10 protein-coding genes are annotated in these 16758 nt (G+C 65.3%); 8 read left to right on the plus strand and 2 right to left on the minus strand.

Features of this window, described 5'->3' with window-relative positions:
* Positions 1-21: 21 nt before the first annotated feature.
* Genes baeS through VDP79_RS06065 form a run of 3 tightly spaced genes read left to right on the plus strand, consistent with a single transcriptional unit; the run spans position 22 to position 2632 of the window.
* Entirely contained in the window at positions 22-1410 is a 1389-nt protein-coding gene (baeS, locus tag VDP79_RS06055) for a sensor histidine kinase efflux regulator BaeS (RefSeq protein WP_323017318.1), read from the plus strand.
* Positions 1407-2102: a response regulator gene (locus VDP79_RS06060; RefSeq protein ID WP_323017319.1), complete on the plus strand. Its 696-nt coding sequence runs from the start codon at positions 1407-1409 to the stop codon at positions 2100-2102. Before baeS ends, VDP79_RS06060 begins: the two co-directional genes overlap by 4 nt.
* On the plus strand, positions 2099-2632 hold the full coding sequence (locus tag VDP79_RS06065; protein ID WP_323017320.1) for a C40 family peptidase: 534 nt from the start codon (positions 2099-2101) through the stop codon (positions 2630-2632). Before VDP79_RS06060 ends, VDP79_RS06065 begins: the two co-directional genes overlap by 4 nt.
* Positions 2633-2743: 111 nt before the next feature.
* Here the strand turns inward: VDP79_RS06065 and VDP79_RS06070 are convergent, their stop codons facing one another.
* Together VDP79_RS06070 and VDP79_RS06075 are read right to left on the minus strand one after the other, a co-directional pair.
* Complete coding sequence (locus VDP79_RS06070) at positions 2744-3226, minus strand: Spy/CpxP family protein refolding chaperone (RefSeq protein WP_323017321.1); 483 nt, start codon at positions 3224-3226, stop codon at positions 2744-2746.
* 173 nt (positions 3227-3399) lie between these two features.
* Positions 3400-4185 (minus strand): YggS family pyridoxal phosphate-dependent enzyme, encoded by a 786-nt coding sequence (locus VDP79_RS06075; RefSeq protein WP_323017322.1) that lies wholly within the window; start codon positions 4183-4185, stop codon positions 3400-3402.
* Positions 4186-4314: 129 nt separating this feature from the next.
* On the opposite strand from VDP79_RS06075, the gene recC reads away from it, so the two are divergent.
* From recC to VDP79_RS06100, 5 genes are all read left to right on the plus strand, one after another.
* The gene (recC, locus tag VDP79_RS06080; RefSeq protein WP_323017323.1) at positions 4315-7878 is read left to right on the plus strand and encodes an exodeoxyribonuclease V subunit gamma; all 3564 of its coding nucleotides are present in this window, start codon (positions 4315-4317) and stop codon (positions 7876-7878) included.
* Complete coding sequence (gene recB, locus VDP79_RS06085; RefSeq protein ID WP_323017324.1) at positions 7875-11567, plus strand: exodeoxyribonuclease V subunit beta; 3693 nt, start codon at positions 7875-7877, stop codon at positions 11565-11567. The genes recC and recB overlap by 4 nt, the downstream gene beginning before the upstream one ends.
* Positions 11560-13548 carry an exodeoxyribonuclease V subunit alpha gene (gene recD / locus VDP79_RS06090; protein WP_323017325.1) on the plus strand — a complete coding sequence of 663 codons (1989 nt, stop codon included), beginning with the start codon at positions 11560-11562 and terminating at the stop codon, positions 13546-13548. The genes recB and recD overlap by 8 nt, the downstream gene beginning before the upstream one ends.
* A 72-nt stretch (positions 13549-13620) precedes the next feature.
* Positions 13621-15267, plus strand: a complete 1647-nt coding sequence (locus VDP79_RS06095) for an acyl-CoA synthetase (RefSeq protein ID WP_323017326.1) — start codon at positions 13621-13623, stop codon at positions 15265-15267.
* Positions 15264-16757, plus strand: coding sequence for an NAD(P)H-hydrate dehydratase (locus VDP79_RS06100; protein ID WP_323017327.1), 1494 nt, complete (start codon positions 15264-15266; stop codon positions 16755-16757). The genes VDP79_RS06095 and VDP79_RS06100 overlap by 4 nt, the downstream gene beginning before the upstream one ends.
* Position 16758 lies beyond the last annotated feature (1 nt).

Raw genomic sequence — 16758 nt, forward strand, 5'->3', positions numbered from 1 at the left:
GTAACCCGGATGGAGAAATCAGTGCGATCCAGCATCACCCTCAAACTGTTTCTGGCGATTCTGGCGACTTGCATCGTCGTGGCGCTGGCCATGGGCGTGGCGGTGCGGGTCAGTTTCGACAGCGGTTTTGATGATTATGTCCAGGAACGCGAGCAGCAGCGTCTGGATACGCTGGCCCAGCTGCTGGCGGCTGACTATGCTGAATTCGGCGGTTGGCAGTTTTTGTCTGATCGCCGCGATCACTGGTGGCGCAGCCTGCGCCTGTCGCGGCGTGATTTATCTGATCGGCGGGGACATGATGGCGGGCCGCCGCTGCGGGTGACGCTGATAGACGGGCAGGGCGACTGGCTGGCCGGTCCTCGTGTGCGGCCTGCCGCCGACATGCGCCGCGTGCCGGTCGTCGCCTTGGGGCAAACGGTGGGCTGGTTGCTGACGCCGCCTTTCATGCCGCGGGTGGTCAGCGACGACATCGACGAGCAGTTCCAGTCGCGGCAGCTGCGAGCGACCTGGGTCATCGTCGGCCTGTCGGTCTTGCTGGCCGCGTTGGTCAGCCTGTTGCTGGCGCGGATATTGTTGGTGCCGGTACGGCGTCTGGCGCAGGCCACGCATCGTCTGGCGAGCGGCGATTATCAGGCGCGGGTGCGTGTGGGGGCGCCGGATGAATTGGGCAGGCTGGCTCGGGACTTCAATCGCCTGGCGCACAATCTGGCGCGGCACGAGCAGTGGCGGCGTGAATTGATGGCTGACGTGTCGCATGAACTGCGTACGCCATTGGCGGTGCTGCGTGGTGAAATCGAGGCCTTGCAAGATGGCTTGCGCCCCTTGGACCAGGCGGCCTTGGCTTCGCTGGTGCACGAGGTCAAGCAACTCAGCGATTTGATCGACGACCTGTATGAGTTGTCGCTGGCGGATGTGGGGGCCTTGAATTACCACCTGGAAGCGGTAGACCTGGAATCCATTGTCACGCAGGCGGTGGATGCCGTACGGGACCGTTTCGAGCGCCATGGCCTGGCGCTGGATGTGCATGTGACGCCGGGTTTGATGCTGCAGGGGGACGCGCGGCGTTTGTCGCAATTGGTGGGCAATTTGTTGGAAAACAGCTTGCGGTATACGGACAGCCCGGGTCAGGTCCGGGTGAGAGCCGGCCGTCAGGGCGGTGACGTGTTGCTGGAAATCGCGGACACGGCCCCGGGGGTTGCGCCCGAGCATCTGTCGCGCCTGTTCGAGCGCTTGTACCGGGCGGAAGCCTCGCGCAGCCGTCAGTATGGCGGCGCCGGCCTGGGGCTGGCGATCTGCCGCCGCATTGTCGAAGCGCATGGCGGGCAGATCAGCGCCTCGGCAGCCGATCTGGGGGGGCTGGCCATACAGATGCGCTGGCCTGCCAATGGAATCACAGAGGGAATCGCATGAATATCCTGGTTGTCGAGGACGAACCCAAATTGGCCGAGGTGCTGCGCACCTATCTAGAAGCCGCGGGTTATGCGGTCCGCTGGGTGGACAACGGTTTGCAGGTCATGGATATCGTGCGCGAATGGGCGCCCGACTTGGTGCTATTGGATCTGATGTTGCCGGGGCGAGACGGTCTGGATATCTGCCGGGACATCCGCGCCCAGACGACGATTCCGGTCATCATGGTGACCGCCCGCACCGAGGAAATCGACCGGCTGCTGGGCCTGGAACTGGGGGCGGATGACTATATCTGCAAACCCTACAGTCCCCGCGAAGTCGTCGCCCGGGTGCGGGCGGTGCTGCGCCGGGCCGAGGCCGCCGTGGCGGCGCCTGCGGCGGATGGGGCGTCTGCGTCGGGGTTGATGATCCAGGCCGAAGCCTGGCAAGCCCGCCTGGATGGGGTGGCGCTGGATCTGACGCCAGTCGAATTCCGTCTGTTGGCCCTGTTGGCCAGCCAGCCGGGGCGGATCTTCAGCCGGGATCAAGTGCTGGATGGTTTGTACGACGACCACCGCGTCGTCACGGATCGCACCGTGGATAGCCATGTCAAAAATCTGCGCCGCAAGCTGGCGGATGTGCGCCCCGATGAAGACCTGATCCGCTCGGTGTACGGGGTGGGATATCGGCTCGAACTGTCAGGGGGTGCATCATGATGCAGCGGCTGTTTGGTCTGGATGCTGGCGCACGGTGGGCCGCCCTGTCGCGCTGGTGGCTGATGGCTGGGCTGGCAGCCGTTCTGGCGGGGTGCGCGGGGCCTTCAGGGCCGCAGCATACCGGTCAGGCATTCATCCAGATCGATGCAGCGCAACGCACCGAGGTCGTGATGACGGCGCTTAGCCTGTTGGATACCAAATACCGCTACGGCAGCGCCCGGCCTGCAGGGGGATTGGATTGCAGCGGCTTGGTCAAATATGTGTTTGCCACGGCGACGCGCACGACGCTGCCGCACAACACGGATCAGATTGCGCAGCTTAGCCGCTCCGTGCCGCGCCGGGATTTGCAACCGGGCGATCTGGTGTTTTTCAACACGCTGGGGCAGCCCAATTCGCACATGGGCATTTACCTGGGGGATGGCCGTTTCATCAACGCTCCCTCGACAGGCGGGCAGGTGCGCGTGGATTCTTTGGATAACCCCTATTACCGCAAGCACTTCCAGTCAGTTGGAACCCTGTTTGGCAGCTGAGGGGGTGTCTTTGCCTTGGGACGGCCCGGCGACAAAGAGGGCCCCCGCGCGGCGCAAGCGGGCGCCTGCTGGCAGGGGGGGCCGTGAAGTGACAGCGGAGCGCTTGGGTGATCAGGATTTCTTCATGCCGGATTCGCCTTTGTCTTTACGTTGATGGCGTTTGGCCATTTGCTGCCGCTGTTCAGGCGTCAGGACGGCGCGGATCTGGGCCATGGATTGCGCCCGCAGCAGCGCCAGCTGACCCTGGGCCTGGCCCAGTGTGTCGGCGGCTTGTTTGGCCTTGGCTTGATCAAAGGCATCTGACTGGCTCAGCTCGCGCAGCGTGCCGGCAGCGGCTTTTATCGCCTTTTTCTGATCGTAGACGGCTTGTTCCTGGTCGTGGCGGATCTTGAAGATCTGGTCCTGCTGATCCTGGCTGAGGTTCAAGCCGCGCAGCCAGCGGTCGCCATGTTGCCGGGCCTGATGATCGGCTTTCTGGTGGTGGCGCGCACCTTCGGCGTGCGGGCCGGACGCTGCGTTGACGGCCAGCGGTGCGGCAATGATGGCGGCTGCCAGGGCCAGAGCGGAAAAAGTACGAGTGGCTTGGATCGTCATGATCTGTGTCCTTCTGGTGTGGCCGTACCCGGGTGGTGCGGCGATGGAGACAGATTACGGGCCGACTGCGGCGCAACCGTGGATGAAATGTGGAAAAAATATGGAACCGTCCAGAGCAGGCCGTGGGCCGCAGGACGCGTCAAGCCGTTGGTGCGACGGCTTGACGCGATCGGTCAGGGCTTGGTCTTGTCTTCTGGCCAGTAATAGCTGTCGGGCAACGTCCGCGATCCGAAGATCGCCTGGCCGACGCGCACCGTGGTGGCGCCTTCTTCAATGGCCCATTCAAAATCGCCCGACATGCCCATCGATAATTCGGCAAAGGCCTCGCCCTGGGGGGCGTCCTGGCGCAGTTGATCGCGCAGGGTGCGCAGCAGTACGAAGCAGGGCCGCACATGGTTTTTGTCGGACGAGAACAGCGCCAGCGTCATCAGGCCGCGCACCCGCAAGCTGCTGTAAGCGGGCAGGGCGCGGACGAAATTCAGCACCTGATCGGGCGCCAGCCCGAACTTGCTGTCTTCGTTCGAGGTATTCACCTGCACGAACACATCCAGGCTGCGGCCTTCTTCCTGCAGGCGGCGGTCCAGGGCCTCAGCCACGCGCAGATTGTCCAGGGCCTGGAATTCCTGTGCGAAACGGGCCACGAATTTGGCCTTGTTGGTCTGCAGGTGGCCGATGACGGCCCAGTGCAGATCTGTCAGGTCGTTCATGGTTTCCCATTTGCCGTAGGCTTCCTGCACCTTGTTTTCGCCCAGCAGGCGGCAGCCCGCCGCGTAGGCCATGCGAATGCGGGATTCGTCCACGGTCTTGCTGACCGGCAGCAGACGGATGTCGGCCGGATCGCGGCCTGCGCGAGAGCAGGCGGCGGCGATTCTATGCCGGATATCGGCTAGATTGGCCTGGATTTCTTCCTGGGACGATGCCGTCTGGTAAGCGGGACGGACCGGTGGAACAGCGCTCATGGCAAGCCTCGGATCATGCAGTCACAAATCCATTAAGGATACCCGCAATTGCGGGCGCAGGCCTGGGTGAACAGCTGGCTTTGCAGCGTGAATCCCGTATCATGCTGTTGTTGAGGACGGGAGGCATGCATGCGGGAACCAGCGACGGAACTGATGCCAGGTCTGGTGCTGGTGCATGGCAACCGGGCTGAACAGCTGCGCGACATTCTGGTCGCCTGGATGCAGCACGACCCGCTGAGTCCGCTGGAAAATGAATGCCTGCTGGTCCACAGCAACGGGATCGCCCAGTGGCTGCGTCTGGCGCTGGCCCAGGATGATCAGGGCGGGATTGCGGCAGCGCTGGATTTTCTGCTGCCCTCGCGTTTCATGTGGCAGGCCTATCGTAGCGTGCTGGGGGCCGGCGCCGTGCCCGAAGACTCCCCCCTGGACAAGGACGCCTTGATCTGGCGTCTGATGCGTTTGCTCCCGACCGTGCTGGATCGGCCTGAATACGCGGTGTTGCAGCGGTTTCTGGCGGATGATGCCGATGTGCGCAAGCGCTATCAACTGGCCGGCCGGCTGGCGGATCTGTTCGATCAGTACCAGGTCTATCGGGCCGACTGGCTGCAGGCCTGGTCCGAAGGCCGCACCGCGCTGCCCGATGGCCGAGGCCAGTCACAGGAACTCCCGGCGACGCAAGCCTGGCAGGCCCATCTGTGGCGCGCATTGCTGGATGATCTGGGCATGCAGGCGGCTGGCGTCGTTGGCCGCGCCGCGACTCACGAATCCTTCATGGCCAGCGTCCTGTCGGCCGATGCAGCGGATCGCCCCGCAGGTCTGCCGCGCCGCATCCTGGTATTCGGTATTTCCGCCATGCCGCGACAGACCTTCGAGGCGCTGGCCGGACTATCGCGCTGGGTGCAGATACTGGTCTGCGTCCATAACCCTTGCGCCCATTATTGGGCGGATATTCAGGGGGACCGGGATCTGCTGCGGGCGCGGTTTCGCCGCCAGGCCCGCCGGCCGGGAATGCCGGAGGTGCTGGATGACACGGCGCTGCATCAACAGACGCATCCCTTGCTGGCATCCTGGGGGAGGCAGGGGCGCGACTATATCGGCATGCTCGATGATTTCGACGACCCTGCCCAGCGCGCGCGCTGGGACCCCTTATTCGCTGCGCTGCATCGGCGTATCGATGCATTTGAGGAACTACCCGGCGGCAGCTTGCTGGCGCAGTTGCAGGATGATATCCGCGATCTGCGCCCCTTGTCCGAAACACGCGCCCGCTGGCCGACGGTGGATCCGCTACGCGACGAGTCCATCCGTTTTCAGGTGGCCCATAGCGCCCAGCGCGAGGTGGAAATTCTGCAGGACCAGCTGCTGGCTGCCTTTCAGGCGGACCCTGCCTTGCAGCCACGCGACGTCATCGTCATGGTGCCCGACATCGAGGCCTATGCGCCCTACATCCAGGCCGTGTTCGGTCTGTACGGGCCACGCGACTGGCGCCATATTCCCTATGCCCTGGCTGATCGCAGCTCGCGCCGTGCCGATCCGCTGGTGATCGTGCTGGAACAATTGCTGTCGCTGCCGCGCCTGCGGCTGGGCATCAATGAAGTCCTGGAATGGCTGGAAGTGCCCGCCTTGCGGCAGCGTTTCGGGATTGCGGCCGAGGATCTGCCCTTGTTGCAGACCTGGGCCAAAGAATCCCAGGTGCGCTGGGGGCTGCATGCGGCACACCGGGCGACGTTCGAATTGGATCAAAACCCGCAGGCGGCGCACCGGCATACCTGGCATTTCGGCCTGCAGCGCATGCTGCTGGGGTATGCGGCAGGCGCCGATGCCCCTGCCTGGCAGGGCATCGAGCCCTACGATGAACCGGCCGGGCTGCAGGCCGCCGTCCTGGGGGGGCTGGCCCATTTCCTGGATGCCTTGGACCGCTATTGGCAACGGCTGAGCGAGTCCGCCAGTCCGTCGCAGTGGGGCAGCTGCCTGCAGGCCCTGCTGAATGATTTTTTTGCGCCGGATCAGGATGCTGACACCTTGATCCTGAGCCGCTTTCGCGAAGGCTTGCAGGATTGGCTGCAGCACTGCCAGGCAGCCGGTCTGCAGGAACCTTTGCCGTCGGGCATCGTGGCCGAGCATTGCCTGGCCTGGCTGGATCAGGGCGGCCTGTCCCAGCGATTCTTTGCCGGCGCCGTGACGTTTGCCACCTTGATGCCGATGCGGGCCATTCCTTTTCGCCGGGTATGTCTGCTGGGCATGCAGGATGGCGCCTTTCCGCGGATCCGTCCGCCATCCGACATGGATCTGATGGCCACCCACCCGCGCCCGGGAGACCGTTCGCGACGGGAAGATGACCGCTATCTGTTTCTGGAAGCCTTGTTGTCCGCCCGTGAACAACTGAGCATCTCGTGGATCGGCCATAGCATTCAGGATAATGCCGAGCAACCGCCGTCGGTGCTGGTTGCCCAGTTGCGCGACCATCTGGACCGGGGGTGGCGCAGCATCCAGGAAGGCCCGCTGCTGTCCGAGGCATTGACCTGTCACCACCCCTTGCAACCCTTCAGTCGACGCTATTTTCCCCGCTTGCCGGCGGCGGGGCCGCAGGGCTTGTTCACCTATGCCGTCGAATGGCGCACGGCGCAACGGGATGCCGAACAAGCGCAGACCGCAACGATGGGTACGGCAGATCTGCCGCCCTTGCGTCTGTCGGATGCGCCCCTGACCCTGAGCCGCTTGAGCGCCTTTCTGGCGCATCCCGTGCGGAATTTCTTCCAGCAGCGGCTGCAGGTCAGTTTTCAGGATGCCAGCGCCGCGCTCGATGAGGACGAGCCCTATGCGCACGATGCGCTTGAGCGCTGGCGCCTGTGTCAGGAACTGCTCGATGCCGCCGTCTCGGCGCAGCGCGGCGTGCCGGCGCAGGATGCCCGCCGCGACAGCCTGACGCCGTCCATCTGGCGGGCGGTCGATCAGGGGCTGCGGCGCCAGCAGCGTCGCGGTGATCTGGTGGATGGGGCGCTGGGCCGTGTGGCCGCCGATGCGCTGCGCAGCCTGCTGGATCAGCCGCTGGCAGCGTATGTTCAGGCCTGCGAGGATTGGCCTGTTCAGGCTGAGGACCCCTTGCGCTTGCAGGTGAGCGTACCGGTCCTGCACGACGAATGCCGGTCGGTTCAGGATGTGCTTGACGGCTGGCGGCGCAACGATCAAGGCGACTGGTGTCGTGTGCTGTTGCAGGCCGGCCACCTGGTCAGCACTAAAAATCGCTACCGTTTCAAGGCCTTGCTGGGTGCATGGGTGGAGCATGTGGCGGCGCATCTGCAGGGCCGGAGCCTGACGACTGTGCTGATCAGTCCCAAAGGGCAGCTTGTCTTTGCGCCTCTGCCGCCGGATGCGGCTCGAACGATCTGGCAGGATTGGTGGTTGTGCTGGCAGCGGGGCATGCAGGCGGCGCTGCCGATAGACGCCAATGCGGCGGGCGCCTGGCTGCGATCCGGGGCGGACCCGCAAGCAGACAGCAGCGCCTGTCAGGCGGCCCGGGATGCGTATGCCCAGGCCCTCGAACGGGATCTGTATTTGCGCCGCTGCTATCCGGATTTCGACGCGCTCAGTCAGGATCAGCGGTTCTTCGCGCTGGCTCGCACGCTGTATGGCGCGCTATCCGACAGCCTGCCGGCGGACACCCGCAAGCGCGCAACCAAAGGGAGCGCGGCATGACAGCGGATCAAGCGATGATCGTGCCTGACCTGCCCCAGGTGGACCCTCTGCGTTTCGTGCTGCAGGGCAGTCATCTGATCGAGGCCAGCGCCGGTACTGGCAAGACGTGGACGATTGCAGCGCTGTATGTGCGGCTGGTATTGGGGCATGGCGGGCAGCCGGCCCGGCTGCCGGGGCAGATCCTGGTGCTGACGTTTACCGATGCGGCGGCTCAGGAACTGCGTGATCGCATCCGCAGCCGGCTTTCCGAGGCGGCCGCCGGGTTTGCCGATGGCGCCGACCCGGCAGTCGCTGCGCCGCTGGACGACCCCTTCCTGCATGCCTTGCGCGCCAGCTATCCGCAGGATCAGTGGCCCGCCTGCGCCCGCACCCTGGATCTGGCGGCGCAGTCCATGGACGAAGCCGCCATTTCGACCATCCATGCCTGGTGCGCCCGGGTGTTGAAAGAGCACGCGTTCGACAGCGCCAGCCAGTTCGAACAGGAATTGCTGACGGATCTGAGCGAAGCCAAGCGCCAGGTCGCCTGGGATTATTGGCGCGCCTGCGTCGCGGCACTGGACGGCGTGGCGCTCGACGAATGGCTGAGCATCTGGGCGGGCCCGGATGCGCTGAATCAGGCTTTGTCTCATGTGTTGACCCAAGAAGGCCTGCCAGCGCCCGGTGGCGACACGCTGGCGCAGGTCTGCGACCGGGCGCTGGCGGATCGTCTGGCGGCGCTGCAGGCGCTCAAGACGCCGTGGGCCGATCTGGCGGATGCTTTCGAGGCCTGGCTGGAAGCGCAAGGCAAGCAGCTCAAGATGCGGCCGCATGATCGCGGCAATTGGCTGCAGGCGTTGCGGGATTGGGCCGCCCAGCCGGACCAGATCGAACCGGCGCTCAGCAAAACGGCGTGGGATGCGCTCCTGCCCGATGGGCTGACGGATCGGTGGCTGGGCGGCGGCCCGGCGCCGGAACCGCCGCTGGCCAGTCGGGCCTTGCAGCAGCTGCAGCAGGACTTGCGCAGCTTGCCGACGGTGCAGCTGCCGGCGCGCCGGCATGCGCTGGCCTGGATGGCGGATCGCTTGCGCCAGGTCTTGAACCGCCGCGCGGCCATGGGCTTTGACGGCTTGTTGACCGGTCTGGATACCGCCTTGCAGGATGTGCGCGGCGAACCGCTGGCGCAGACCTTGCGGCAGCAATTTCCGGTCGTGCTGATTGATGAGTTTCAGGATACGGATCCCATCCAGTACCGGATTTTTGACCGGATCTACCGCGTAGCGGACCCGCAGCCCTTGACGACGCTGATCTTCATCGGCGACCCCAAGCAGGCCATCTATGGATTTCGCGGCGCTGATGTGCAGACGTATCTGCAGGCGGCGCAGGCGTGCGGGGATAGGGTGCAGACGCTGAACTGCAATTACCGTTCCGCACGCCCATTGGTGCAGGCGGTCAATCATTGTTTTGACCGGCGGGATGGCGAACCGGTGTTCCCGACCGGTCTGCCAGGCCAAAGCATCGCCTTTCATCCGGTGCAGGCCCGGGGCCGGGACGAGCGCTGGACGGTAGGCGGCCACGTGCCGGCTGCGCTGCAGGCTTATTGGATCGAGGCGGACGCAGAAGGGGGGCTGGGGGTCGGCGCCTATTGCGCCCAGGCGGCGCAGGCCTGCGCCCGGCAAGTAGCGGATTTGCTGCGGTTGGGACGGCAGGCGCAGGCCGGATTCCGGTCGGCGCAGGGCTTGCAGGCGGTCCGGCCGTCGGATATGGCGATTCTGGTCAACAATCGGGATGAAGCCGGACTGATCCGGGATGCTTTGGCGGCGCTGCGCGTGCGCAGCGTCTACCTGTCCGACAGGCGTTCCGTGTATGAGTCCGACGTAGCCCTGGAATTGGGTTTCATCCTGAATGCCTGCGCCCATCCCGATCGTGAGCAAGCCGTTCGCGCGGCCTTGGCGGTTCCCTTGTTGGGGCTGGATGTGGCGCGCCTGGCGGAGTTGGTCGAGAGCGAATGGGAATGGGATGAGCAGGTGGCGCAATTCCAGCTCTACCATCAGCGCTGGCGGCAGCGCGGCGTGCTGCCGATGTTGCGCCAGCTGCTGCACGATTTTGCCGTTCCGGCCCGCTTGCTGGCCCAGGGCGCGGCAGGCGAACGTCAGCTGACCGATTGCCTGCATCTGGCCGAGCTGCTGCAGCAGGCCAGCGTGCAGCTGGATGGGGAAGAAGCGCTGTTGCATTATCTGGAACGGCAGCGTGAGTTTCTGGATGCCGATGCGGACGCCGAGGGCGCCCGCCGCCTGCGCCTGGAAAGCGACGAAGCGCTGGTGCGTGTTGTCACGGTCCATAAGTCCAAGGGCCTGGAATATCCCCTGGTGTTTCTGCCCTTTGTGTGCCGTGGCCGCTCAACCCGGGTCAAGGCCGGGCCCTATGCGCTGCACTGGGAAGGGCGGCGGCAGTGGTTGCTGCAGCTGGATGCCGAGCAGACGCAGCAGATGCTGCGCGAGCAGTTGGGCGAGGAAACGCGCAAGCTCTATGTCGCCTTGACCCGTGCCCGGCATGCGGTCTGGATGGCTTTGGGCGATACGGGTCGAGACAGCGGCATGGCGCATGTGCTGGGGAATCAGGTGCGGCAGGCCTGGGATCAGCGTTGCCAGGACCACCCGGAGCAATTCGCCTGGGAGACAGTGCGGGTTGAGGCGCCGGTTGCCGAAGACGAGACGCAGCCGTCTGTCGACCCGTTGGGTCCCGCCCGGCGCTTGTCCGATTTCGTGATCCGGGAATCTTGGTGGATCGCCAGTTATTCCGCCTTGCAGCTGGCGGATCGGCCGATGCGTGCGGCTGATCCGGCGGATGTGCCGCCGGAGTCGGTGGCGGAGGACGTGCTGCGGGAAGAGCAGGACAGGCGTTTGCCTGCAGATCCTGCGCAGCGAGTGTCGTCGGCGAGCACCGACGGCGATGCGCCGGACCTGGCCTTGCTGCCTGCTTGCCTGCCCGATTTTCCCCGGGGCAGTGAGGCCGGCACTTTTTTGCATAGTCTGTTGGAATGGGCGGCGCAGCGGCGATTTTGCCGCCTGGACGGGATGCGGGACATGATTGCCCGGCGCTGCGCTGTACGGGGCTGGGAAGCGCATATCGATGACCTGCACGCCTGGTTGTCGCGTTTTGCGCAGACCGACTGGTGTCCGCAGCTGCCGGGTGATCCGGTGATCCGGCTGGATGCCTTGCCTGCCTGCTTGCCTGAAATGGAATTCTGGCTGCCGGTGCAGCAGGCGCCGGTCGCCGAGCTGGACCGTCTGATCACGACGGGCGTTTTCGGCGGTGCGCCGCGCCCGGCCCTGGCTGCGCATAGCCTGAACGGCATGTTCAAGGGCTTCATCGACCTGACGCTGCAGCTGGGTGATCGGTATTACCTGATCGATTACAAATCCAATTATCTGGGGCCGCGTGCGGCGGATTATGCGTCGCCGCTGTTGCAGCAAGTGATGTGCGACACCCGCTACGATGTGCAGATGCTGATGTATGTGCTGGCGCTGCATCGGCAGTTGCGCGTGCGCCTGCCGGACTATGACTACGGGCGTCACATGGGCGGGGCTGTCTACCTGTTTTTACGCGGCCAGGAGGCACCGGGCCAGGGACTGCTGTCCCTGTGTCCGCCGCAGGATCTGGTCGAGTCACTGGATAGGCTGTTTGCCGCAGAGGGAGCCGGCCATGACTGATCGACTCCCGAGCTGGCCGGCATGGCTTTCCTACGGACAGAGCGATACCGTTCAGGATCTGGGTGTCGCCTTTGCCCGCCTGCTGGTCGAGCAATTTCCGGATGCGCCGGAACCTGCTGTTCGTCTGGCGATGTGGTGTTGTGCGCAATTGGCCCAGGGCCATCCTTGTCTGGACCTGGAGGCCGCGCCGGGCCGCTTGCCCCTGCCGTTGGGGGATTGCCTTGATCTGCTGGCGGCCGCCCCTTTTGTCGGAGACGGCAGCGGCAGCGAACCGCTGGTGCTGCATGGCGCCCGTCTGTACCTGGCCCGCTATTGGCGCGCCGGTGAACGCATCCGTCAGGCCATCGGCTGGCGCCTGTCGTCTGCAACGGATGCGGTGGCGGACATGCATCTGGCGCGCCAGTGGCTGGATCGTCTGTTCCCGCCCATGGCCGAGGAGGCGCTGGATTGGCAGAAGCTGGCCTGCGCAGTGATGCTGGGGCAGCGCTTCGGGTTGATCACCGGAGGGCCGGGCACCGGCAAGACGACCACTGTGGTGCGTTTGCTGGCGGTACTCCAGGGTCTGGCCCAGGCGCGGGGCCTGACGCAGGGGCTGCGCATCCGTCTGGCTGCGCCGACGGGCAAGGCGGCGGCACGACTGAATGAATCCATCGCAGGCAAGCTGCAGGAGCTGGGGTGCGAGAGCGATCCTCTCTTGCAGGCGGCGCTGGATTGCGTGCCGTCCCAGGTGGTGACGCTGCATCGTCTGCTGGGCAGCCGGCCGGGCACCCGGCGCATGAGTCATCATGCAGGGCATCCGCTGGATGTGGATGTGCTGGTGATCGACGAGGCGTCGATGATGGATATTGAAATGACCGACGCCGTTCTGTCGGCATTGCCGGCCACGGCGCAATTGGTGCTGCTGGGAGACAAGGACCAGCTGGCGTCGGTCGAAGCCGGCGCCGTGCTGGGGGAGCTCTGCGCGCGCGCCGAAGGCGGTCATTACACTCCGTCCACCTGCGAGCGCCTGGCTGATCTGAGCGGTCAGGATTTGCTGGCAGCCGCCGAAAAACCGGCATTGGCCGGGGTGGATGAGGACATCCTGAGCTGGCCGGACCCCAGCGGCACTGCCCTGGATCAGGCGCTTGTCATGCTGCGTCGCAGCATGCGTTTTGGAGCGGACAGCGGCATTGGCCGTTTTGCCGATGCCGTCAATCGGGGGCGGGTGGCGCAAGCGCGCACCTTGTTGCAGGCCGGCTTGGCGGATCTGAACGGCATTGTGCCTGCTGCTGCGGCGGGAAACAAAGGATCAAGCGGCCCGGGCAGCGCAGCCGGCTGGCTGCAGGATGCAGGCATACTGGCGGATACCGCTTATCCGGCGGTGTTCACGTCCTTGCAAGCCCATCGGCCCGCGCCGGACGCACCGCCGCCGGATTGGGACCAGTGGGCGTTGGGTCTGTTGGGTATCCAGGCGCAGTTTCAGGTCTTGTGCGCGGTCCGCCAGGGAGCCTGGGGCGTTCAAGGGCTGAATCAGCTGATCGAATCGCGGTTGAAAGCTGCCGGCCTGATCCAGGCCGGGCCTGGCCCCTGGTATCCAGGACAGCCGGTGCTGGTGCGCCGCAATCTTCCCGCGTTGGGGCTGGCCAATGGCGATATGGGGCTGGTGCTGCCTATACCGGCGCCTGGCCAATCGGGGGATCGCCTGCGGGTGGCTTTTCCCGGCTCCCGGCAGGGTGAAGTGCGTTGGGTGTCGCCCGCGCGCCTGAGTGATGTCGAGACCGCTTATGCCCTGACGGTGCATAAATCCCAGGGTTCTGAATTCGAGCGGGTGGTGCTGGTCCTGCCGGATCGTCCGGGACCGCTGGTGACGCGTGAACTGCTCTATACCGGTGCGACCCGGGCGCGCCGATCCTTGACGCTGGTGTTGCCGTCGGGTGAGTCCATCATTGACCATGCCGTGCGCCATCCGACCCGGCGCGCCGGTGGGGTGTGGAATCCCTGATTGTTTGCGCAGGCGCAGAGGGTGTGCACGCCTTGCGCCGTTAAAATGGCGCTTATCCCGAAGGAGACTCCCATGGCTTCGATATACGATCAGGATTTACCCCAGAGTGCTGCCAATTTCGCGGCTTTGACGCCGCTGCTGTACCTGGAACGCGCTGCCGGCGTCTATCCGCAGCGTCTGGCCGTGGTGCATGGCCTGGGCGCAAACGCCATTCGCCGCAGCTGGGCTGACGTGTATCAACGCAGCCGGCGTCTGGCCAGCGCCTTGGCAGGCAAGGGCATTGGTCACGGGCAGACCGTGGCCGTCATGTTGCCCAATGTGCCAGCGATGGTCGAAGCCCATTTCGGCATTCCCATGTGCGGCGCAGTCCTGAATGCGCTCAATACCCGGCTGGATGCCCAGACGCTGGCCTTCATGCTGGATCACGCCGAGGCTCGCGCCGTTATCGTCGACCGGGAATTTTCCCGCGTCATGAGCCAGGCGCTGGCGCTGCGTGCGCGCACCGATCCCATCCTGGTCATCGATGCCGATGATCCGCAGTACGGCGGTCCGGGCGAAGCCATCGGGTCCCTGGATTACGAGGCCCTGCTGGCCCAAGGGGATCCGGCGTTTGCCTGGTCGATGCCGGCATCCGAATGGGATGCGATCGCCCTGAACTACACCAGCGGCACGACCGGCAATCCCAAGGGCGTCGTCTACCATCATCGGGGCGCCGCCCTCAATGCCATCTCGAACATTCTGGAATGGGACATGCCCAAGCATGCCGTCTACCTATGGACCTTGCCCATGTTCCACTGCAACGGTTGGTGTTTCCCCTGGACGGTGGCCGCCCGTGCGGGGGTCAATGTCTGTCTGCGGCGGGTGGAAGCCGCCGCCATGGTCGATCGCATGGTCGAGCACGGCGTCACGCATTATTGCGGCGCGCCCATTGTGCAGAGCATGCTGGTCAACGCGCCGCCTGCGCTGCGAGATCGGATTCCCGCCGGCATCAGCGCCATGGTGGCAGGGGCGGCGCCCCCGGCTGCAATGATCGAAGGCATGGAGGCCCTGGGCATTGACCTGACGCATGTCTATGGTCTGACCGAGGTCTACGGGCCAGCGACCGTCTGCGCCAAACGGGCCGATTGGGACGGGCTGGATATCGGCGAACGGGCGCGTCTCAATGCCCGCCAAGGGGTGCGCTATCACCTGGAAAAAGCCGCCATGGTGCTGGACCCGGCGACGCTGCAGCCGGTCCCGGCCGATGGGCAGACCATGGGCGAAATCATGTTCCAGGGCAATATCTGCATGAAGGGTTACCTGAAGAATCCGCAGGCTACCCGGGAAGCCTTTGCCGGCGGCTGGTTTCACAGCGGCGATCTGGCCGTCATGGACCCGGACGGCTACATCAAGATCAAGGACCGGTCCAAGGACATCATCATTTCCGGCGGCGAAAACATTTCCTCGATCGAAGTCGAGGACGTGTTGTATCGCCATCCGGCGGTCCTGGCTGCCGCCGTGGTGGCGCGGCCGGATGATCGCTGGGGCGAGACCCCTTGCGCCTTCGTCGAACTCAAGGCCGATGCGCAGGTCAGCGCCGAAGACATCGTGGCGCATTGCAAAGCGCATCTGGCCGGCTATAAGGTGCCGCGCCTGATCATTTTCGGCGAACTGCCCAAGACCTCGACCGGCAAGATCCAGAAATTCGAGCTGCGCCAACGGGCGGCCAAAGCGGTATGAAGATGCGGTTCGCCGACGATTGCGTCCTGCTCAGTCCCGCCCAGATGATGGCCGCGGATCAGGCTGCCGCAGCCGCCGGTGTGCCGGGGACGCAGCTGATGGAATCGGCCGGCGCCGCTGTTGCGCAGGCGATCCAGGATCGCTGGAAACCGGTCCCTGTGCTCGTGCTGTGCGGTCCTGGCAATAACGGCGGCGATGGTTTCGTCGTCGCCCGGCTGTTGCGGGCGGCTGGCTGGCCGGTGCGCCTCGCCTTGCTGGGGAATCGCGCCGCCTTGCGCGGGGATGCGGCCTGGGCTGCCCAGGGGTGGACGGGCGCGGTCGAACCCGCCGGTCCCGCCGCCGTGGCGGGGGTCGGGTTGATTGTCGATGCCCTGTTTGGCGCCGGGTTCAACCGCGTGCCCGACGCCGCAGCGGATGCCTTGATCCAGGCGGTCAATGCCTCGGATGCGCCGGTGTGCGCGATCGATGTTCCCACGGGGCTGGATGGCGCTACCGGCCAGCATCCGGGGGCGGTGATACGGGCGGACCTGACCGTGACTTTCTTTCGCCGCAAGCCCGGTCATCTGCTGTTGCCGGGCCGGGTGCTGTGCGGCGAACTGCGCTGCGCCGATATCGGCATCCCGTCAGAGGTGCTGGGGCCGATCTCACCCCAGGTCTGGGCCAACGATCCCGATCTGTGGTCGGTGCATTTCCCCTGGCCGCAGGCAGGCGATCACAAATACCGGCGCGGCCATGTGCTGATCATCGGTGGCGCGGTCATGCTGGGCGCCAGCCGCCTGGCCTGCCTGGCAGCCGCCCGCATCGGCGCCGGCCTGGTGACGCTGGCTGTGCCGCCGGTAGCGTGGGCGGTTCAAGCGTCGGTCCTGACGTCCGTCATCGTCGAGGCGCTGCCACAGGATGGCGGGTTGGACCAGGCATTGGCAGATTCCCGGCGCAACACCTTGCTGATCGGTCCGGGATTAGGGCGGTCGGCAGCTGCCAGACGACAGGTGCTGGATCTGTTGGCAACCAGGCGGCCCTGTGTTCTGGATGCCGATGCACTCAGCATCTTTGCCGATCAGCCTGGTGCGTTGTTCGAGGCCCTGCATTCCCGATGCGTCCTGACGCCGCACGAGGGCGAGTTTGCCCGCCTGTTTTCGCTGTCCGGCGATAAACTACAGCGGGCGCACTCGGCCGCGCAGCGCAGCGGCGCTGTTGTGGTGATCAAGGGCGCCGATACGGTGATTGCGGCGGCGGATGGGCGTTGCGCGATCAACGATAATGCACCGCCCACTTTGGCGACAGCTGGGGCGGGAGACGTGCTGGCAGGTTGCGTCGCGGGTTTGCTGGCCGCCGGCATGCCGACCTTCGAGGCTGCCTGTGCCGCCGTCTGGCTGCATGGCCTGGCCGCCGATCAACTGGGCTGGGGCCTGCTGGCCGAGGACCTGCCTGGCGCCTTGCCGGCTGCTCTGGCATCGCTGGCGCGGCTGACCGACTATCGGATGGAATGAT

Origin of the sequence: Castellaniella sp. (assembly GCF_034675905.1) — a bacterium.
Lineage (GTDB): Bacteria > Pseudomonadota > Gammaproteobacteria > Burkholderiales > Burkholderiaceae_B > Castellaniella.

Coding starts and splice junctions, on each gene's coding strand:
- VDP79_RS06060 (WP_323017319.1), top strand. CDS start 1,407: ATGAATATCCTGGTTGTCGAGGACGAACCCAAATTGGCCGAGGTGCTG.
- VDP79_RS06065 (WP_323017320.1), top strand. CDS start 2,099: ATGATGCAGCGGCTGTTTGGTCTGGATGCTGGCGCACGGTGGGCCGCC.
- VDP79_RS06070 (WP_323017321.1), bottom strand. CDS start 3,226: ATGACGATCCAAGCCACTCGTACTTTTTCCGCTCTGGCCCTGGCAGCC.
- VDP79_RS06075 (WP_323017322.1), bottom strand. CDS start 4,185: ATGAGCGCTGTTCCACCGGTCCGTCCCGCTTACCAGACGGCATCGTCC.
- recC (WP_323017323.1), top strand. CDS start 4,315: ATGCGGGAACCAGCGACGGAACTGATGCCAGGTCTGGTGCTGGTGCAT.
- recB (WP_323017324.1), top strand. CDS start 7,875: ATGACAGCGGATCAAGCGATGATCGTGCCTGACCTGCCCCAGGTGGAC.
- recD (WP_323017325.1), top strand. CDS start 11,560: ATGACTGATCGACTCCCGAGCTGGCCGGCATGGCTTTCCTACGGACAG.
- VDP79_RS06095 (WP_323017326.1), top strand. CDS start 13,621: ATGGCTTCGATATACGATCAGGATTTACCCCAGAGTGCTGCCAATTTC.
- VDP79_RS06100 (WP_323017327.1), top strand. CDS start 15,264: ATGAAGATGCGGTTCGCCGACGATTGCGTCCTGCTCAGTCCCGCCCAG.